Origin of the sequence: Streptomyces sp. NPDC015131 (assembly GCF_043079975.1) — a bacterium.
Lineage (GTDB): Bacteria > Actinomycetota > Actinomycetes > Streptomycetales > Streptomycetaceae > Streptomyces.
On record NZ_JBIBVB010000003.1, the window covers coordinates 505,999 to 524,163 of the forward strand.

General features: G+C 73.6%; 18 protein-coding genes. 2 read left to right on the top strand and 16 right to left on the bottom strand.

Features of this window, described 5'->3' with window-relative positions:
* Positions 1 to 31: 31 nt before the first annotated feature.
* From ACF08D_RS13650 to ACF08D_RS13695, 10 genes are all read right to left on the bottom strand, one after another.
* A complete protein-coding gene (locus ACF08D_RS13650; protein ID WP_392223189.1) occupies positions 32 to 757 on the bottom strand; it encodes a response regulator in 726 nt (241 codons plus the stop codon).
* The gene (locus ACF08D_RS13655; RefSeq protein ID WP_392222780.1) at positions 718 to 2,067 is read right to left on the bottom strand and encodes a sensor histidine kinase; all 1,350 of its coding nucleotides are present in this window, start codon (positions 2,065 to 2,067) and stop codon (positions 718 to 720) included. The genes ACF08D_RS13650 and ACF08D_RS13655 overlap by 40 nt, the downstream gene beginning before the upstream one ends.
* Before the next feature lie 4 nt (positions 2,068 to 2,071).
* A complete protein-coding gene (locus ACF08D_RS13660; RefSeq protein ID WP_392222781.1) occupies positions 2,072 to 2,959 on the bottom strand; it encodes a DUF5936 domain-containing protein in 888 nt (295 codons plus the stop codon).
* A gap of 13 nt (positions 2,960 to 2,972) precedes the next feature.
* Positions 2,973 to 3,911: a type II secretion system F family protein gene (locus tag ACF08D_RS13665; protein ID WP_392222782.1), complete on the bottom strand. Its 939-nt coding sequence runs from the start codon at positions 3,909 to 3,911 to the stop codon at positions 2,973 to 2,975.
* A 21-nt stretch (positions 3,912 to 3,932) separates the two neighbouring features.
* Entirely contained in the window at positions 3,933 to 5,276 is a 1,344-nt protein-coding gene (locus ACF08D_RS13670; protein WP_392222783.1) for a CpaF family protein, read from the bottom strand.
* Positions 5,277 to 5,291: 15 nt separating this feature from the next.
* A complete protein-coding gene (locus ACF08D_RS13675) occupies positions 5,292 to 5,669 on the bottom strand; it encodes a TadE family protein (protein ID WP_392222784.1) in 378 nt (125 codons plus the stop codon).
* On the bottom strand, positions 5,666 to 6,061 hold the full coding sequence (locus tag ACF08D_RS13680; RefSeq protein WP_392222785.1) for a TadE family protein: 396 nt from the start codon (positions 6,059 to 6,061) through the stop codon (positions 5,666 to 5,668). The genes ACF08D_RS13675 and ACF08D_RS13680 overlap by 4 nt, the downstream gene beginning before the upstream one ends.
* 21 nt (positions 6,062 to 6,082) lie before the next feature.
* A complete protein-coding gene (locus ACF08D_RS13685; RefSeq protein WP_392222786.1) occupies positions 6,083 to 7,330 on the bottom strand; it encodes a CpaE family protein in 1,248 nt (415 codons plus the stop codon).
* A gap of 7 nt (positions 7,331 to 7,337) precedes the next feature.
* Positions 7,338 to 8,060, bottom strand: coding sequence for a Flp pilus assembly protein CpaB (gene cpaB / locus ACF08D_RS13690; RefSeq protein WP_392222787.1), 723 nt, complete (start codon positions 8,058 to 8,060; stop codon positions 7,338 to 7,340).
* A 94-nt stretch (positions 8,061 to 8,154) separates the two neighbouring features.
* On the bottom strand, positions 8,155 to 8,997 hold the full coding sequence (locus ACF08D_RS13695; RefSeq protein ID WP_392222788.1) for a hypothetical protein: 843 nt from the start codon (positions 8,995 to 8,997) through the stop codon (positions 8,155 to 8,157).
* Between the two features lie 308 nt (positions 8,998 to 9,305).
* On the opposite strand from ACF08D_RS13695, the gene ACF08D_RS13700 reads away from it, so the two are divergent.
* A complete protein-coding gene (locus ACF08D_RS13700) occupies positions 9,306 to 11,024 on the top strand; it encodes a chitinase (RefSeq protein ID WP_392222789.1) in 1,719 nt (572 codons plus the stop codon).
* Between the two features lies 1 nt (position 11,025).
* Here ACF08D_RS13700 and ACF08D_RS13705 read toward each other — a convergent pair whose 3' ends face one another.
* Together ACF08D_RS13705 and ACF08D_RS13710 are read right to left on the bottom strand one after the other, a co-directional pair.
* Positions 11,026 to 11,445, bottom strand: a complete 420-nt coding sequence (locus tag ACF08D_RS13705) for a hypothetical protein (protein WP_392222790.1) — start codon at positions 11,443 to 11,445, stop codon at positions 11,026 to 11,028.
* A 22-nt stretch (positions 11,446 to 11,467) separates the two neighbouring features.
* Positions 11,468 to 12,772, bottom strand: a complete 1,305-nt coding sequence (locus ACF08D_RS13710; protein WP_392222791.1) for an Nramp family divalent metal transporter — start codon at positions 12,770 to 12,772, stop codon at positions 11,468 to 11,470.
* Between the two features lie 199 nt (positions 12,773 to 12,971).
* Here ACF08D_RS13710 and ACF08D_RS13715 point away from each other — a divergent pair, with 199 nt between their 5' ends.
* Complete coding sequence (locus ACF08D_RS13715) at positions 12,972 to 14,312, top strand: M14 family metallopeptidase (RefSeq protein WP_392222792.1); 1,341 nt, start codon at positions 12,972 to 12,974, stop codon at positions 14,310 to 14,312.
* Between the two features lie 58 nt (positions 14,313 to 14,370).
* Here the strand turns inward: ACF08D_RS13715 and ACF08D_RS13720 are convergent, their stop codons facing one another.
* The 4 genes from ACF08D_RS13720 to ACF08D_RS13735 form a co-directional block, all read right to left on the bottom strand.
* Entirely contained in the window at positions 14,371 to 15,813 is a 1,443-nt protein-coding gene (locus tag ACF08D_RS13720; protein WP_392222793.1) for a GntP family permease, read from the bottom strand.
* 99 nt (positions 15,814 to 15,912) lie between these two features.
* Positions 15,913 to 16,317, bottom strand: coding sequence for a RidA family protein (locus ACF08D_RS13725; protein ID WP_392222794.1), 405 nt, complete (start codon positions 16,315 to 16,317; stop codon positions 15,913 to 15,915).
* On the bottom strand, positions 16,314 to 17,078 hold the full coding sequence (locus ACF08D_RS13730) for an IclR family transcriptional regulator (RefSeq protein WP_392222795.1): 765 nt from the start codon (positions 17,076 to 17,078) through the stop codon (positions 16,314 to 16,316). The genes ACF08D_RS13725 and ACF08D_RS13730 overlap by 4 nt, the downstream gene beginning before the upstream one ends.
* Positions 17,075 to 18,058: a sugar kinase gene (locus ACF08D_RS13735; protein ID WP_392223190.1), complete on the bottom strand. Its 984-nt coding sequence runs from the start codon at positions 18,056 to 18,058 to the stop codon at positions 17,075 to 17,077. The genes ACF08D_RS13730 and ACF08D_RS13735 overlap by 4 nt, the downstream gene beginning before the upstream one ends.
* Positions 18,059 to 18,165 lie beyond the last annotated feature (107 nt).

Genomic DNA, 18,165 nt, shown 5'->3' on the forward strand with positions numbered 1-18,165 from the left:
GGCCCAACGGGGGGCCCAAGGGGGGCGGGGGTCAGCCATGGGGGGTGGACCTTTCCGCGTGCCAGAGTGCGATCGCCTGGCCCCGGCTGCCGGCGTGGAGCTTGGCGAAGATGCGGTTGATGTGGTTCTTGACCGTCTTCTGGCTGATGAAGCACGCGGCGGCGATCTGCTGATTGGTCATGCCCGACGCGATCAGGTCCATCACCTCCACCTCCCGTTGGCTCAGTAAGGAATGTGCCACATTCGCTTGCGGGTGCGAAGGGGTTTCGGGAAAAGTCCCTCCGCCCATGGCTACTTCGTGCGTTGCAGGCGCATATTGTCCCCGGACCGCCGCCAGCAGGGCGCTGGAGGCGGTGTGGGTGAAGTGGGCGCGGCCCAGGGCGGTGTCGCGGACCGCGTCGACCAGCTGCGCCGCGGTGAACTCGCCGTGCACCAGATAGCCGCAGGCGCCGAGGCGGAGGGCCTGGTGGACGATGTCGCTCTCGCGGCTGTACGTGGTCATCAGCACCGGCGCGAGGCGGACCAGGCCCGGCAGGGCGGCGAGGCCGTCGACGCCCGGCATGCGGACGTCCAGCAGGACGGCGTCGGGGCGGTGGCGCACCGCCGCCTCGTACGCCTCCCGGCCGTCGGCCGCCTGGGCGGCGACGTCGATGCCGTCCTGGCCGGACAGCAGCGCGGCCAGGCCCGCCCGGACGACGGGGTTGTCGTCGGCGACGATCACTCGCAGGTGCTCACGCATGGTGCCGCTCCTTCCGATTCCAGTGCCTTCAGCGGCAGTTCGAGCCGGACCTCCGTGCCCCGGGCGGCGGCGCCGCGGCCCACCCGGATGCGGGCGCCCAGCGAGGCGGCGCGTTCCACCATGCCGACGAGGCCGAAGTGGCCCGCCCGTCTGAGGGCGTCGAGCGTGGTGCCGGGCGGGAGGCCCCGGCCGTCGTCGTACACGCTGAGCGTCGCAACCTCGCCGGTGACGCCCCAGGACACGGTGATCCGGGTGGGCCGCCCGTGCCGGTGGGCGTTGTCGAGGGCCTCCGAGGCGACCGCGAGGAGCCGGCGCGCCACCGCGGGCGGGACGCGCGGCGGGGCTCCGGGGCCGGGGCGGTACGTGGCGGGCACCCCGCTGCGGCGGGCGAAGTCCGCGGTGCGGGCAACCAGTTCGGGCGCGAGGTCCACGCCAGGGGCGCCGCCCCGGGCCGCCCCGGCACCCGCTCCGGCCCCCGCCCCGGCACCCGCCCCGGCGCCCGTCCCGGTGTCCGCTCCGCCGTCGAGGCCCGTCTCGCGCCGCAGGTCGGCCAGCAGTTCGCGGGACTCGGCGGCGGCGCGGCGGGCCGAGCGGGCGACGAGTTCCGCCTGGCGGCGCACCGAGGCGGGGTCCTCGCGGTCCGCCGTGGCCGCGAGGCCCTCGGCGGCCAGCGCCAGCCCGTACAGGGTCTTGGCGACCGAGTCGTGCATCTCCCGGGCGAGCCGGGCCCGTTCCGCCTCCACGGCGCCCTGGACGGCGAGCCGGGCCCGTGCCTCGGTGAGAGCCTGGCTCGCGGCGCCGAAGTCGAGGATCAGGCCCCGCAGCGCGGAGCCGGCCGCCCCGGCGATCACGCACAGGCCGGGCAGGAGCAGCGAGGACGCCTCCAGCCGCACCTCGGTGCTGACGCCGTACGAGAGCAGCAGGAGCAGCGACTGGAGGACGGCGAAGAACGCCGCGCCGCGCCAGCCGTACAGCAGGCCGGCCAGCAGCGGGGTGCAGAGCGTGACGTACGCGAGGGTCGACTCGGGCGACGCGGTGGCCAGCAGGAGCGCCCCGGACAGCGTGTCGCCGGCCAGGACCGCCGGGTGGCGCAGCAGGACGCGGCCGAAGCGCTCCCAGTCGCGCAGCACGACGTACGACACCATGAAGGTGACGAGCACGGCGGCGCCGACCAGCCAGGTGCCGAGGCCGGGCGCGGCGCCGTCGAGGGCGAACGGCGCGGCGAGGACGATCATCGCCAGCCGGAAGCCGAACACCTGGCGGCACAGCGCCTGGAGGGCGTTGACCTGGAGCGGGAGGGGGGGCGGGTCCGCCGTCCTGAGCGTCACGGCGTCACCCGCCCATGATGTCCGCGAAGTCGACCCCGGAGCCGTAGTAGAAGCTCAGGGCGATGAGGATCATGGTGGCGGGCAGCATCACCATCGTCACCACGAGGGTGGTCTTGGGGACGGCCCTGGCGGCGCTGCGGCGGGCGTTCTGCGCGTCGGTGCGCCGCATGTCGTTGGCGATCTGGATGAGGGTGTCGACGATCGGCGCGCCCAGTTCCTCGCCCTGCTGGAGGGCGGTGACGAACATGGAGACCTGCTCGGAGGCGTTGCGCCGGCGCAGCTGCTCGAACGCCTCGCGGCGGCTGACGCCCATGTCCATCTGGCGCAGGGTGATGCGGAGTTCGTCGGACCAGGGGCCGGCGTACTTCTCGGCGACGCGTTCGAGGGCCTGGCGGAAGCCGAGGCCGGCGGAGACGACGACGGCGAGGACGTCGAGGAAGTCGGGCAGGGTGCGCTCGATGTCGTCCCTGCGGCGCCGGACGGCCAGCCGCAGCAGGACGTCGGTCCAGGTCAGTCCGTACAGCAGGACGACGGCGGCGACGACGGTCTGGCCCCTGGCCAGCATGGCGAGCGCGGCGAGGACGCCGAGGGTGCCGTAGACGGCGCGGCGGGCGGCGTACCGGTCGACGGTCATGCCGCCGGGGTTGCCGGCCATGTCGAGGCGGCGGCGCAGCGCGTCGACCCGCTTGGGGCCCATCAGGCCGAGGACGGCGGGCGCCCAGCGCATGCCGAGCCGGTCGACGCCGGAGGCGACGGCGGTGGTGCGGGAGGCGCCGACCTCCAGGGCGAGGACGAGGTCGCCGGGGAGCTTGGCGTCGGCCCGGTACATGCGGACGCCGTGGAAGACGCCGTACACGGACAGGCCGATGACGGCCGCGTACAACAGGCCCATGTGGTGTCCCTCCTCAGACTCGGACGCGGGAGAGGCGGCGGATGAGGAAGAAGCCGACGGCGTAGAGCGCGAAGGCGAGGACGGCGCCGGCCTGTCCGGCGGCGGAGCCGGTCATCTTGTCGAGCGCGCCGGGCGCCATGCCGTTGATCATCAGCAGGAAGCCGAGGCCGAGCAGGGGCAGGGCGAAGGCGGTGACCCGGACCTGGGAGAGCAGGGTGACGACCTCGCGGCGGGTCTCCTTGCGCTCCTCCAGGGTGCCGGTGAGGTTGCGCAGGGAGGTGACGACCTGGCCGCCGGCGCGGTTGGACAGCACCAGGGTGGAGACGAGGACGACCAGTTCGCGCGAGGGGAGGCGGTCGGCGAGGTCGCCGAGCGCGTCGTCGAGGCTGTGGCCGACGGCGAGCTGGTCGGCGACCTTGCGCAGCTCCTCGCCGGCCGGGTCGTCGAGTTCCTCGGCGGCCATGGCGATGGCGGTGCGCAGGGCGAGGCCGGCCTGGGTGGCGTTGGCGAGGACGCGGGTCAGCTCGGGGAGCTGGCCGATGAACGCCTCGGTGCGCTTCTGGCGCTGCCAGGTGAGGAAGGCGTCGGCGCCCCACAGTCCGGTGAGGGCGGCGAGGACGCCGAAGAAGGGGGCGAAGACGGCGGCGACGACCGCGTACACGCCGATCAGGGCGAGGGTGGCGTAGACGGCGTACTCGCCGGGGGTGAGGTCGAGGCCGGTGGCGGCGATCCTGCGCTCGACGCGGCGGCCGGCGCGGGTGGCGCGCAGCCGCCGGTCGACGCGGGTGAAGCGGCGGCGCCGGCCGCCGGGGGCGTGGTGTGCCGTGCCGGTCATCCGGGCCACCAGGGCCTGGCGCTGCGCCCGGCCCGACGCGTAGACGTGCACGCCGGCGATGCCCAGGACGCAGGCGAGGAGCGTCACGCCGAGCGTGAGGAGCGGGAGGTTGTCCATGGTGGCGGGTCCAGTCGGGGGTCAGACGGCGGTGGCGTGGCGGAGGGCGAGCTGGTCGTCGGTGCCGGCGACGCCGAACACGGGCGGTACGGCTTCGCCGGCGAGGTACAGGCGTTCGGCGGCGCGGCGCGGGAGCGGGTGGTACGTGAAGTGGCCGTGGACGCGGCCGTCGGCGGACAGGGGGCGGGCGGCGAAGCGGCAGACGGTCACGATCCGGTAGTCCTCGCGGCCGTGGGAGTCGACGAGGGCGATCTCGGTGAGCCGGCGGGCGCCGTCGGCGTGCCGGGTGAGCTGGACGATGACGTCGACGGCGCTGTTGATCTGGTCCCTGATGGCGGCGAAGGGGACCTCGACCTCGGACATGGAGCCGAGGGTCTGGAGGCGCATCAGGGCGTCCTCGGCGCTGTTGGCGTGGACGGTGGCCAGGGAGCCGTCGTGTCCGGTGGACATGGCCTGGAGCATGTCGAGGGTCTCGCCGCCGCGGACCTCGCCGACGATGATCCGGTCGGGGCGCATGCGCAGGGAGTTGCGCACCAGGTCGCGGATGGTGACGCGGCCCTTGCCCTCGACGTTGGGCGGGCGGGCCTCCAGGGGGATGACGTGGGCCTGCTGGAGCTGGAGTTCGGCGGAGTCCTCGATGGTGACGATGCGTTCGCCCTCGGGGACGAGGCCGGACAGCGCGTTGAGGAGGGTGGTCTTGCCGGTGCCGGTGGCGCCGGAGACGATCACGTTGAACCGGGCGCGTACGAGGCCGGCGAGCAGCATCACCATGTGCTCGTCCAGGGAGCCGAGGGCGACCATCTCGGGGAGGGTGAAGGCGCGCGGGAAGCGGCGGATGGTGAGGACGGGGCCGGAGAGGGAGAGCGGCGGGATGACGACGTTGACGCGCTCGCCGGACGGGAGCCGGGCGTCGACCATGGGGTTGGACTCGTCGACGCGGCGGTTGACGGTGGACACGATCCGCTCGATGGTCTGCATCAGCTGCTCGGTGGAGGAGAAGCGCATGGGCAGCTTCTCCAGCCGGCCGCGCCGTTCGACGTAGACCTGTTCGGGGCCGTTGACCATGATCTCGCTGATGGAGGCGTCCTCCAGGAGCGGTTCGAGGATGCCGAGCCCGAGGGCCTCGTCGACGACGCGCCGGATGAGCCGGGAGCGCTCGGCGGAGGACAGGACGGGGCCCTCGCGGCTGATGATGTGGCCGAGGACGCGCTCCAGGCGGGCGCGGCGTTCGGCGGTGGCCAGGGCGGACATCTCCGCGAGGTCGATCTCCTCCAGGAGCTTGACGCGGTAGACGCCGACGAGGTGGCTGTCCTCGCCCTTGCCGCCGGCCGGTTCGGGGCTGCTGATGCGGGCCCGCAGGCTCATGTGTCCTCGGCTCCCTCAGTCGGTGGCGGGCGTGGTGACCGGCATGGTGGTGGACCTCCGGGCGTCGGGGAAGCGGAACAGCGGGATGACGGAGGGGATGGGGACGGTGGCGTCGGCGGTGACCGCGTCCGCGCCGGGGGACACGGCGACGCGGGTGGCCAGCCAGTCGCTGGTGGCCGCCCGCCCGGCAGCCCCGGCGTCCGCCTCCGGGTCCCGGGACGCCACCCGGGCCGCCGCCCTGGACGCCGTACCGGCCTGCTGGACGGCGTAGGCGACGAAGCCGAGCTGTACGGCGGCGAGGGCGGCGATCAGCAGGACGGTCACCCACCCGACGAACTCGACGGCCGACTGGCCGGCCTCGCCGGGGCGCCCCGCCCTCGGGTGCCCGGTCATCGGTCGCCCTCCCGTGCCGCGGACGCGGTGCCGGTCACCGGTACGGGGACGTCGAAGCCGGGGAACAGGACGGGGATGTCGACCGCCACCGACGCCGTGTAGAGGTCGCCGGCCTCGCCGCAGGCTGCGCTGGCCGACCAGGCCCCGGACACGGTCCGCTGCGCCGCCGCCGCGCACGCCCCGGCGCCGCCCACGGTGCCCGCCCGGGCCGCCTCGTCGGCGGCGTTGCCCGCGAGGGACCAGGCGTAGCCGACGAGGGCGGCCTGCCAGAGCAGCACGATGGTGCCGAGGACGACCGGGATCATGCCGGTGAACTCGACGGCCACCTGGCCGCGGTCCTCCCGGCACCGCTCCCGGACGTCCCGGTGCTCAGTTCCGTGACGGCGTCTCATGGCGTGTCCCGCCCTCCCCGGTCATGTGCCGCGCACCCGTCGCAGGCCGACCGCGCCCCGGTCGCCGCGCAGCTTCCCGTGTCTGCCTTCCCGTTCCCGCGCCCTGGCGATCCCCAGCTCGCCGGCCAGCGCCCACAGCGCCTGCTTCACGGCGGACTTGGCCTCCAGGTCCTGCATCCGCCCGGCGTCCACGACCGGCTGGAGTTCCTTGAAGTTCGCCGGTACGGAGGTCCGGGCGACCCGGGTGCCGGTGATCCGCTCCACCAGGGCGGGCTGGATCTCGGTGGTGCGGACGTGCCGGTTGACCACCGTGACGGTCTCCTCCGCCTTGCGGATCTGGAGCCGTTCCCAGAGCCCGACCGTCCGCTTGGCGGCGCGCACGGCCACCACGTCGGGCGTGACGACCAGCAGCGTGGTGTCGGCCATCTCGACGGCGGCGGCCCCGGCGCCGGTGAGGTGGGTGCCGCAGTCGACCACCACCACCTCGTACCGGTTGCGCAGGGCGCTGACGACCTGGCGGACGGTCCGCTCGCCGACGTCCTCCCCGCGCTCGCCCTCGCCGGGCGCGGGCAGCAGGGCGATCCCGGACGGGTGGGCGTACAGGGCGTCCTGGAGGACCCGGGGCGATATGTCCTGGATGGCGGCGAGGTCCACCAGGGACCGGCGGAACTGCACGTCCAAGTAGGAGGCGACGTCCCCGGACTGGAGGTCCAGGTCCACCAGGGCGGTGCTCAGGCCGGACGCCCGGGCGGCGAGGGCGAGCTGCACCGCGGTGACGGTGGTGCCGACGCCGCCCTTGGCGCCGCTCACGGTGACGACCCGGCCGCCGGGCCCGCCGGGGGTGTCGCCGCCCTGCCCGAGGTGGCGCCGGACGCCGGCGGACCAGGCGGCCGCGGACTGGACGCGCTGGGCCAGCTCCTCGTACGACAGGGGCATGGCGACCAGGCCGCGGGCGCCGGAGTCCATGGCGGCCGAGTAGAGGCCGGGGCCGGTGTCGGCGGTCACGAGGACGACCCCGACGGCGGGGAAGCGCAGGGCGACCTCCCGGACCAGTTCGAGCGCCGGGACGGGCCCGATGCGCTCGTGGACCAGCACCACCTCGGGCAGTTCGTCCAGCGAGTCGGCGGCGAGCCGGGCGAGGGTGTCGACCAGGGAGGTGGAGTCGCCGACCGGGGCGGCCGGTTCGGTGTCGGGGAGCTGGCCGAGGAGGGTGGTGATGGAGCGGGCGGCGTCGGCGTCGCCGACGGCCGGGAGGATGCGTGTGGTCATCCGGCCCTCACTTGTTCCTGTCTTCGTCGAGGGTGTACTTGCCCTCGCCGGGCCGGAGGACGGTCGGGCTGTTCCTGGGGAGCAGCGCGAGCCGGACGTGCTCGGCGAACGACTCGGCGTAGGCCACGCGCTGGGCGTCGGCGGTGCTCAGGGCGAAGGTGATCGGTACGGCCTCCCGGACGCCGGTGCCCCGGCTGTCGTCGCGTTTGCCGTCGAGCGGGGTGAGCCTGCCGACGTCGATGACCCGGGCGTTGGCGACGATCAGGCGGGACTCGGCGACGGCGCCCTTCTCGCGGCGGTCGTCGTCGAAGGTGGCGTAGATGTTGACGGTGGAGCCGGCGGTGATCTTCCCGGCGACGCCGGTGGCGGCGTCGATCATGATGGCGATCTCCTGCTGGCCGGCCTCCAGCGCGGGCCGTGCGGCGACCATGTCCTTCTGAAGCAGGGAGCCCTTCCGGAGGTCGGTGACGGCGATCTTGTCCTCGACGGCGGAGAGGTCGGTGACGGCGTTCTCGGAGAGCCAGCGCTCGGGCATCCTTATCCGCCGGAACTGGCCCGGCTGGAGCGCGGTGTAGGCGGCCACGTCGGATTTCAGTTCGTACGCGTCGACCTCCGGTCCGACCTTGGAATTCACGTCGCCGATCACCGTCACCACACCGGCGAACGCGCCGAGGGCGCACAGGACGGAGAGGATCAGCAGAATGACGCCGCGGCGCTGACGGGAATTCATGGGCGGGGTGACCTCACGGGGAGACGTAAGCGGGGGCGACGGGGGTGCGGGTGGTGGCGCCCGGGCTGCGGGCGGGTGCGGGGGCGGCGGGCGTTCATGCGGTCGCCCGGCCGGCCTCGGGCGGCACCAGGGGGGCGGCGCAGAAGCCGCAGCGGTCCCCTATCAGGTCGGTGCCGCACCAGGAGCAGACCTCCCGGCGCACGGACGCGACGAGCTGGTAGAGGACCGAGACGTCGGGGAGGTGGGCGGCGAACTCGACCAGCCGGGCGGTGCCCCACCAGGCCGGGGAGCCGGCGGGCAGCGGGTGCTCGGTGACGCCCTGGACCTGCCAGGCGGGCGCGAGGGTGCCGGTGACCCAGCCCGGGGGCACCGGCCCGTGCGCCACCAGCAGGTGGGTGGCGAACTCGGGGCCGGCGAGCCGGTCGTCGCCGCCCAGCCGGATCAGCTGGGGCACCGGGTTGGCGAGGACCGCGAACTGGGAGCCGGGCACCCACGACTTGGCGTGGGACTTCAGGGTCACGGGGACGCGGTCGAGGCGGGCGACCGAGTTCAGCAGGGCGCCCGCGTAGATGTAGTGGGACAGCAGCCGGGCGGCCGAGGCGAGGATCCCGGCGCTGAAGTCGCAGGCGGAGAGCTGGCGGAGCTGGCGGGCGAGGACGGCGACGCCGAGGGGCGGGAGGTCCAGCGGGAGCAGGGCGACCCGGTCGCTCTCCAGCACGGCGCGGACGGTGTGCAGGCGGCGCCGGTGGGCGGTGGGGAGGGAGGCGGGGTAGAGGACCACGACATGGCCGTGCCGCTCGACCATGACCCTCATGTCCGCGACGGCGGCGTCCAGCGGCTGGGCGTCCGGCGCCGGGAGCACGGCCGCGGTGGGGGTCTGGTGGTCGGTCGGCGGCAGCACCAGATCGGCGCTGGTGACGGCAATTGCGGTCGGCACGCTGTTCCCCGTTCAGCTCCGGCAGCCGGCGTTCCGGCGAACCGCAGACACTGCTCTGCCTGCTCCTCCGTGCTCTGTCCTGCCCACCCGCACTTTAGCCACGTCTGTGAGGGCAGAGAACAGCTTTCAGATCGCTCGGTGGGACCGGGTGCGCGAACCCCGGGTGACCAATCAGGACGAAGGAGTCAGTGGTTAACTCCCGTTTCTTTCCACAGGTCTTGACAAGACGATTGGTCTGGACCAGTTTTACGGAAAGCAGCGGTGGCCACCGTTCCCGAACCTCCCCACTCCCCCACCGGAGGCAGCACGTGGACCCCTCGCACCGCACCCGCGCACGCGCGCGCACCGGCAGATGGCTCGGCGGCGGCCTGGCCCTCGCCGTGGGCGCCGGGCTCGCCCTGACCGGCACGGCGGCCGGCACCGCGTACGCCGCCGACGTCAACAACGCCAGGAACGCCGGCTTCGAGTCGGGCCTCGCCCACTGGACCTGCTCGGCGAACAGCGGCGCCACCGTCTCCTCGCCCGTGCACGGCGGCACCTCCGCCCTGGTGGCCACGCCCGCCGGGCAGGACAACGCCCGCTGCTCCCAGACCGTGGCCGTGCGCCCCAACTCCACGTACACCCTGAGCGCCTGGGTGCGCGGCGGGTACGCGTACCTCGGCGCCACCGGCACCGGGACCGGCGACGTCTCGACCTGGACGCCGGGCTCCGCCGACTGGAAGCAGCTCACCACCCGCTTCACCACCGGCGCGGGCACCACGTCCGTCACCGTCTACACGCACGGCTGGTACGGCCAGGCCGCCTACCACGCGGACGACGTCTCGGTGCTCGGGCCCGACGGGGGCGGGGGCGGCGACCCCGACCCGGTGGTGCCCGCCACGCCCACCGGGCTCGCCGCGGGCGCGGTGACCGCCTCGTCCGTCGCCCTGTCCTGGAGCCCCGTCCAGGGCGCGACCGGCTACCACGTCCACCGGGACGGCACCCGCGTCCAGACGGTGACCGGCACGTCGGCGACCGTGACCGGGCTGGCGGCGAACACCTCGTACGGCTTCCAGGTCAGCGCGGTGAACGCGGCGGGCGAGTCGGCGAGGTCCGCGACCGTCACCGCCCGCACCGCCCCCGGCGGGCAGAACCCGAACCCGGCCGTGCCCCGGCACGCGGTGACCGGCTACTGGCAGAACTTCGACAACGGCGCGGCGGTGCAGAAGCTGCGCGACGTGCCGGCGCACTACGACATCATCGCCGTCTCCTTCGCCGACTCGACCGCCACGCCCGGCCGGATCGTCTTCAACCTCGACCCGGCCGTCGGCTACGCCTCGGTGGCCGACTTCAAGGCGGACGTCGCCGCGAAGAAGGCCGCGGGCAAGTCGGTGATCATCTCGGTGGGCGGCGAGAAGGGCAACGTCACCATCAACAGCGACGCGTCGGCGACGGCCTTCGCGGACAGCGCGTACGCCCTGATGCAGGAGTACGGCTTCAGCGGGGTCGACATCGACCTGGAGCACGGCATCAACTCCACCTACCTGACCAAGGCGCTGCGGCAGCTGTCGGCGAAGGCGGGCTCCGGCCTGGTGCTGACGATGGCGCCGCAGACCATCGACATGCAGAACACCGGGACGGAGTACTTCAAGACGGCGCTGGCGGTGAAGGACATCCTCACCGTGGTCAACATGCAGTACTACAACAGCGGTTCCATGCTGGGCTGCGACGGCAAGGTGTACTCCCAGGGGTCGGTGGACTTCCTGACCGCGCTGGCCTGCATCCAGCTGGAGGGCGGTCTGGACGCCTCCCAGGTCGGCCTGGGCGTCCCGGCGTCGCCGCGCGGCGCGGGCAGCGGCTACGTCGACCCGTCGGTGGTGAAGAACGCGCTGGACTGCCTGACGCGCGGCACCGGCTGCGGCTCCTTCAAGCCGTCGAAGACCTACCCGTCGCTGCGGGGCGCGATGACCTGGTCGACGAACTGGGACGCCACGGCCGGCCACGCCTGGTCGAACGCGGTCGGGCCGCACGTCGACAACCTGCCGTAGGTCACGCCCTGCCCGCGAGGTAGTGGTGCAGTACGGGGCCCAGCTCCGCCAGCCACTGGTGGAGCCGGGCTCTGCGCCGCGCGTCGACCCGGCACTCGTAGCGCATCCCGCCGGGGTGGGTGACCGTCACCATCAGGACGTGGCCGTACGGGGCGGGCGCGTGGTGCACGGCGGCCACGCCCGCCCACGGGAAGTCCAGGGTGTGCCCGTCGACCTCCAGGGCCACCCCGCTCGCGTCCACGATCACCGAGTTGCGCCGGTCGTGGGCGACGAACTCCGGCCCCTCGGCGGGCGCCCCGCCCGGCGCCCCGTGGGGCACACCGGGGTACGGGGCGGGGTACGCACCGTACGGCGCGGGCGGCGGCGCGCCGTACGGCGGCTGCACGGGTATCGGGGGGCCGAATCCGGGGGGCGTCGTCATGCCCCCAGTATGGCCACCGGGGCTACCAGGGCAGCTCGCGCACCTGCTGGACGCAGAGCACCACGAAGAGCAGGCCCGCCGCGCCCAGGACGCCGTTGCTGAGCCAGCCGTTGCGCCACTCGCGGGGCGTGCGGGAGGAGTTGAGGAGCCACACCAGGGTCAGGGCGAGGAACGGCATGAAGAAGGCGCCGATCACGCCGTAGACGATCACCAGGCCGAACGGCTGGTCCAGGAAGAGCAGGGCCATCGGCGGGAACGTCAGCCACAGCAGGTACGCCCGGAAGGGCAGCGACTTCTCGCGGGCGCCCGCCGCGACCGCCTCGCCCGTGCCGGCGTCCCGCGCGCGGCCCCGGCCCCGGAAGTGGGAGACGAAGTCGGCGAACATCAGGCTCACTCCGTGCCAGACGCCGATGAGCGAGGTGAGGGAGGTGGCGAAGAAGCCGATCAGAAACAGCTTGGCGGTCACCGTCCCGTACCGGTCCTCCAGGATGCCGCCGAGGTCCAGCAGGCCCTTGTCGCCCTTGGCGAGCGCGATCCCGGAGGAGTGCAGCAGCTCGGCGCCGACGAAGAGCATGGCGACGACGAAGACCCCGGTGGTGAGGTAGGCGACGCGGTTGTCCAGCCGCATCACCTTCATCCACGAGGTGTCCGTCCAGCCCTTGGCGTTGACCCAGTAGCCGTACGCGGCGAGCGTGATGGTGCCGCCGACGCCGCCGATCAGGCCCAGGGTGTAGATCAGCGAGCCGTCCGGGAGGACGGGCGCGAGCCCGGCGAACGCCTCGCCGAGGTGCGGGGTGACCCGGACCGCCAGGTAGAGGGTGACGACGAACATCACGCCGACGAGGACGGTCATGACCTTCTCGAAGACGGCGTACCGGTTGAACCAGACGAAGGCCAGCCCGCCCAGGCCGCACAGCACGCCCCACCACTTGAGGTCCATGACGCCCGGGAAGAGCGCCTGGAGCGGCAGGGCGCTGGAGGACATGGCGGCGGCGCCGTACACGAAGCCCCAGACGGCGACGTAGCCGGCGAAGTAGACGGTGGTCCAGGCGCCCAGGCTGCGCCAGCCGTCGAAGAGGGTGCGGCCGGTGGCGAGGTGCCAGCGGCCGGCGGCCTCGGCGAGCGAGATCTTGACCAGGCAGCCGATGACGGCCGCCCACAGGAGCGTGTAGCCGAACTTGCTGCCCGCGATGAGCGTGGCGACGAGGTCGCCGGCGCCCACGCCGGTCGCGGCGACGACGATGCCGGGGCCGATGTGGCGCCAGCTCGCCTTGCGGAGCCGGGGTCCGGCGCCCTCGGTCTCCCCCTGTCGCGCGGTGTCTGCCATGCGTGTGCCGCCTTTCACTCGTCCCCTGGTCACACGACGTCAGGTCACCAAAGCGCGGTGCGTGGTGATCGCGCAAGGGGTCGTACGGGGGCGGGCGGGGCGCGGCGTGGCCGGAGACGTACTTGACGGGGTCATGCCACAGTCGGACGATGCGACGCACGGGGAGACCCACCCCGTACCCCCCACCGCAGGAGACAGCATGCGCATGCGCATACGCGGCAGAAGGTCCGCCGCCCTCACGGCCCTGCTGGCCCTCGCCGTCGCGGCGCCGCTCACCGCGACCGCCACCGAGGGAGCGCCGCCCGTGGCCGCCGCTCCCGCCGCCGCCGCGGAGGAGGTCGTCCGGCAGTACGCGATCCACGGCCCGTCCACCCCCGCCGAGCGCACCGCCCTCACCGCCACCGGCGCCTCCGTCGACGAGGCCGGCGACCACGAGGTCGTCGTCAGCGCCACCGCCGGGCAGGCCCGGAAGCTGCGGGCGCTGGGCCACCGGCTGGAGGCCCTGCCCGCCCCGCCCGACCGCGGCCGGAGCGGCACGGCGCTCGGCGCCATGGACTTCCCCTCCGCCGACGCGCGCTACCACAACTACGCGGAGATGAACGCCGAGATCACCCAGCGGCTCCAGCAGTACCCCGGCATCATGAGCCGGCAGGTGATCGGGAAGTCGTACCAGGGCCGCGACATCGTCGCCATCAAGATCAGCGACAATGTCGCCACCGACGAGAACGAGCCGGAGATCCTCTTCACCCACCACCAGCACGCCCGCGAGCACCTCACCGTCGAGATGGCGCTGTACCTGCTGCGCGAACTCGGCGCCGGCTACGGGAGCGACCCCCGCGTCACCAGCGCCGTGAACAACCGCGAGATCTGGATCGTGCCGGACCTCAACCCGGACGGCGGCGAGTACGACATCGCCTCCGGCTCCTACCGCAGCTGGCGCAAGAACCGGCAGCCCAACCCGGGCTCGTCGTACATCGGCACGGACATGAACCGGAACTGGAACTTCAAGTGGGGCTGCTGCGGCGGCTCCTCAGGCTCCACCGGCTCCGAGACCTACCGGGGCCGGGCCGCCGAGTCGGCGCCCGAGGTAAAGGTGGTCGCCGACTTCGTCCGCTCCCGCGTGGTGGGCGGCAAGCAGCAGATCAAGGCGGCCATCGACTTCCACACGTACAGCGAGCTGGTGCTGTGGCCGTACGGCTACACCTACAGCGACACCGCGCCGGGGCTGACCCAGGACGACCGGGACGCCTTCGCCGCGGTGGGCCGCAAGATGGCCGCCAGCAACGGCTACACGCCCGAGCAGTCGAGCGACCTCTACATCACCGACGGGTCCATCGACGACTACCTGTGGGGCGCGCACAAGATCTTCGGGTACACCTTCGAGATGTACCCCCGCTCCGCGTCCGGCGGCGGCTTCTACCCGCCCGACGAGGTCATCGAGCGCGAGACGTCCCGCAACCGCGACGCCGTGCTCCAGCTGATCGAGAACGCGGACTGCATGTACCGCTCGATCGGCAAGGAACAGCAGTACTGCGCCTGACGGGCGGCGACCGGCGCGGTGCGGCCCCGCGGGGGCCGTGCCGCTCCGGCGCGCCGGGTCACACCACCAGGCTGAGCGCCGCCGCGACCGCGAACCCGGCCACCGACAGCACCGACTCCAGCACGGTCCAGGACTTCAGGGTGTCCCGCTCCGGGATGCCGAAGTACGACGAGACCATCCAGAACCCGCCGTCGTTGACGTGCGAGGCGAAGATCGAGCCGGCCGAGATCGCCATGATGACCAGCGCGAGGAACGCCTGCGAGTGGCCGCCGTGCTCGACCAGCGGCAGCACGATCCCGGCCGTCGTCACGATCGCCACCGTGGCCGAGCCCTGCGCGACCCGCAGCACCAGCGCGATCAGGTAGGCGAGCACGATCACCGGCAGGCCGATGCCGTGGAAGGTGTCGGACAGCGCCTGCGCCACCCCGCTGCTCTTCAGTACGGCGCCGAAGACCCCGCCCGCGCCCACCACCAGCAGGATGTTGCCGACCGGCTTGAGCGACCGGGTGGACACCGACTCCAGCGAGGCGCGCGACCAGCCGCGCCGGAGGCCCAGCAGCCAGTACGCCAGCAGCAGGGCGATCGTCAGCGCCACGAACGGGTTGCCGAAGAACTCCACGACCGAGCGGAGGGTGGAGGGCTCCAGGGCGATCGAGGAGAAGGTCGCGGCGAGGATGAGGACCAGCGGCGTGCCGATGATGGCGAGGACGGTGGACAGGGCGACCGGCGCCTCCGGCTGCCCGTCCCGCTCCCGGGCGACCTCGGCCCTGGCCTGCTCGGCGGCCTGGAGCATGTCCTGCGGTACGGGGACGAAGACGTGGCGGCCGATCCAGCCCGCGTACGCCCAGGCGGCGAGGACCGCCGGGACGCCGGTGACGACGCCCATGAGGATCACCCAGCCGAGCGAGACGTGCAGCAGTCCCGCGGCGGCCACCGGGCCGGGGTGCGGCGGCAGGAAGGCGTGGGTCATGGACAGCCCGGCCAGCAGCGGCATCGCGTACAGCAGGATGGAGCGGCCGGACCGCTTGGCGGCGGCGTAGACGATCGGCGCGAGGACGAAGATGCCCACGTCGAAGAAGACCGGGATGCCGAAGATCAGGCCGGTCAGGCCCATCGCGAGCGGTGCCCGCCGCTCGCCGAACAGGCCCAGGAGGCGGGAGGACAGCACCTCGGCGCCGCCGGACACCTCCAGGATCGCGCCGAGCATGGTGCCCAGGCCGATGATGATGGCGACATGGCCGAGGATGCCGCCCATGCCGGTCTCGACGACGGAGGTGGCGGCCGACTTCTGGACGGTGCCGAAGAGTTCGGTCACGGACAGCCCGGCGGCCAGGCCGACGGCTATGGAGACGGCGAGCAGCGCGACGAACGGCTGGAGCCGGACCTTGATGATGAGGAAGAGGAGCAGGGCGATGCCGAGGGCGGCGACGGTGAGGAGACCGGCGGTGCCGTCGAGGAGGAGGAGCAGTCCTCCGGTGCGGGGCGGGGCTTCCTGGGGCATGGGGGATCTCTTTTCCGGGCGGATCCGGGCAGGGCGGATCGCGGCACGGCGCCCCGGTGCGGGGCGCCGTGCCGTGGTGCGGCGGCCGGCGCGGGGGGATCAGTCCAGGACGGCGAGGGCGTCGATCTCGATGAGGAGACCGGCGGGGAGACCGACGTAGACCGTGGTGCGGGCGGCGGGGGCGACGGTCAGGCCGGCGAAGAACTCGTTGTAGATCTCGTTCATCTCCGCGAAGTGCCCGGTGTCCGTGAGGTAGACGCGCATCATCATCACGTCGTCCCAGCTCGCGCCGCCCTCGGTGAGGACCGCCTCGACGTTGGCGAGGGTCTGGAGGGTCTGCTCGCGCAGGGTGGGGCCGGCCGGGGTCGGGGCCCGGCCCTCGGCGGCGGGGAGGAAGCCGACCTGGCCGGCGACCTGGAGGATGTTGCCCTTGCGCACGCCGTGGGAGAACGTCGCGGGCGGGGCGGTGTGGGTGGCGGGGGTGATCGCGGTCTTCTCGCTCATGCGTGTGCTTCCTTGGGTGGGGTGGTGCCGGAGTACTCCCGGGTGATGGCGTCGGCGGTGCGGCGCACCAGCGGGAGGAGGGTGAGGAGTTCGTCGGCGGTGACGACGACGTTCGGCGCGGAGACCGACATGGCGGCGACGACTCGGCCGTCGGCGCCCCGGACGGGGGCCGCGACGCAGTTGATGGACTCCTCGTGGCCACCGAGGTCGGTGGCCCAGCCCTGTTCGCGTACGGTCGCCAGCTCCTGGAGGAAGGCGGCGGCGTTCGGGGTCGAACGGGACGTGTACAGGGGGTAGTCGAGCTTCCCGGCCAGGGCGCGGCGCTCGGGCTCCGGCAGGTCGGCGAGGAGCAGCTTGGCCACGGCGGCCACGGTGATGGCGACGGGCTTGCCGATGCGCGAGTACATCCGGACCGGGTAGCGGCTGTCGACCTTGTCGATGTAGAGGACCTCGCCCTCCTCGTGCACGGCGAGGTGGACGGTGTGGCCGGTCTCCTCGTTGAGGGCGACGAGGTGGGGGTGGGCGATCTCGCGGATGTCGAGGTTCTCGACGGCCTCCTGGGCGAGGGCGAACAGCCGGGCGCCGAGGCGGTAGCGCTGGTCCTCCTGGCGGTAGACGAGGCCGTGCTCGTGGAGGGTGCGCAGCAGCCGCAGCGCGGTCGACTTGTGCACGCCGAGGGCCTCGGCGACCCCTCCGAGGTCGGCGGGGCCCCGGGCGAGCAGCGGCAGGATGCTCAGCGCACGGTCGACGGTCTGGCTCATGGCGTACGTACCTCCTGGTCCTCCCCGGTGCGCGTCCAGCCGGGGACGAGGTGCAGTCTCCCCCAGGCGTCGTCGCCGAGGGCGGCGAGGCGGTCGGCGTGGCCGGTGGCGGGCGGGGCGGCGAGGTCGCCGGGGACGGTGAGCGCGGCGGCGGCCATGAGGTGCCCGTGGCGCAGGCGCCGGGCGAGGGGCAGGTCCCGGAGGGTGGCGGACAGGAACCCGGCGGCGAAGGCGTCCCCGGCGCCGACCGGGGCGACGACGTCGACGCGGGGCGCGGGCACCGAGGTGACGGTCTCCCGGGCCCCGGTGCGGGCGTACGCGGTGGCGCCCCGGGCGCCGTGCTTGACCACCAGGACGGCCGGCTCGGGCAGTGCCGCCCGGATCGCGTCCGCGCCGCGCAGCCCCCAGGCCGCCTCCGCCTCGTCGTCGCCGGTGAGGACGAGGTCGGCGCCGCGGGCGAGGTCCAGCAGGACGGACGGGTCGGCGCCGCGCCACAGCCCGGCCCGGTGGTTGACGTCGAAGGAGACCAGCGGGCGGCCGGGGCGGGGCGCGGTGAGCGCGCGCACCAGGTCGAGGCAGCCGGGCGAGAGCGCGGCAGTGATCCCGGACAGGTGCAGGACGCGGGCGTCGCCGACGTCCTCGTACGGCACCGTCCGCGGGGACATGGCGGACGCGGCGGACCCGGCGCGGTAGTAGAGGACCTCGTGGGCGTCGGTGGCCCGGTCGGTGGCCGTGCGGAAGTAGACGCCGGTCGGGCGGCCGGGGTCGCGGCGCACCGCGGAGGTGTCGACGCCGTATGCGGCGACGGCCTCCACCAGGTGGTCGCCGAAGCCGTCGGCGCCGACGCGGCTGACCCACCGCACCCGGTGGCCCGCCGCGGCCAGGGCGCAGGCGACATTGGACTCGGCGCCCCCGATGGCGCGGGTGAAGGACGGGACGTCGGCGAGGCGGCCCGGCCGGGAGGGCAGGAACGTGACCATGGACTCGCCGAGACAGACGACGTCGGTTCCGGTCACGCTGGGGGCTCCTCACGGGGTCCTCCCGGATCGGCCGACCCGGGTTCCGGATCCATTGACCCGGCGTTGCG

Coding starts and splice junctions, on each gene's coding strand:
- ACF08D_RS13675 (WP_392222784.1), bottom strand. CDS start 5,669: ATGACCGGGCACCCGAGGGCGGGGCGCCCCGGCGAGGCCGGCCAGTCG.
- ACF08D_RS13660 (WP_392222781.1), bottom strand. CDS start 2,959: ATGGGCCTGTTGTACGCGGCCGTCATCGGCCTGTCCGTGTACGGCGTC.
- ACF08D_RS13705 (WP_392222790.1), bottom strand. CDS start 11,445: ATGACGACGCCCCCCGGATTCGGCCCCCCGATACCCGTGCAGCCGCCG.
- ACF08D_RS13725 (WP_392222794.1), bottom strand. CDS start 16,317: ATGAGCGAGAAGACCGCGATCACCCCCGCCACCCACACCGCCCCGCCC.
- ACF08D_RS13720 (WP_392222793.1), bottom strand. CDS start 15,813: ATGCCCCAGGAAGCCCCGCCCCGCACCGGAGGACTGCTCCTCCTCCTC.
- cpaB (WP_392222787.1), bottom strand. CDS start 8,060: ATGAATTCCCGTCAGCGCCGCGGCGTCATTCTGCTGATCCTCTCCGTC.
- ACF08D_RS13670 (WP_392222783.1), bottom strand. CDS start 5,276: ATGAGCCTGCGGGCCCGCATCAGCAGCCCCGAACCGGCCGGCGGCAAG.
- ACF08D_RS13715 (WP_392222792.1), top strand. CDS start 12,972: ATGCGCATGCGCATACGCGGCAGAAGGTCCGCCGCCCTCACGGCCCTG.
- ACF08D_RS13730 (WP_392222795.1), bottom strand. CDS start 17,078: ATGAGCCAGACCGTCGACCGTGCGCTGAGCATCCTGCCGCTGCTCGCC.
- ACF08D_RS13685 (WP_392222786.1), bottom strand. CDS start 7,330: ATGACCACACGCATCCTCCCGGCCGTCGGCGACGCCGACGCCGCCCGC.
- ACF08D_RS13680 (WP_392222785.1), bottom strand. CDS start 6,061: ATGAGACGCCGTCACGGAACTGAGCACCGGGACGTCCGGGAGCGGTGC.
- ACF08D_RS13710 (WP_392222791.1), bottom strand. CDS start 12,772: ATGGCAGACACCGCGCGACAGGGGGAGACCGAGGGCGCCGGACCCCGG.
- ACF08D_RS13735 (WP_392223190.1), bottom strand. CDS start 18,058: ATGGTCACGTTCCTGCCCTCCCGGCCGGGCCGCCTCGCCGACGTCCCG.
- ACF08D_RS13665 (WP_392222782.1), bottom strand. CDS start 3,911: ATGGACAACCTCCCGCTCCTCACGCTCGGCGTGACGCTCCTCGCCTGC.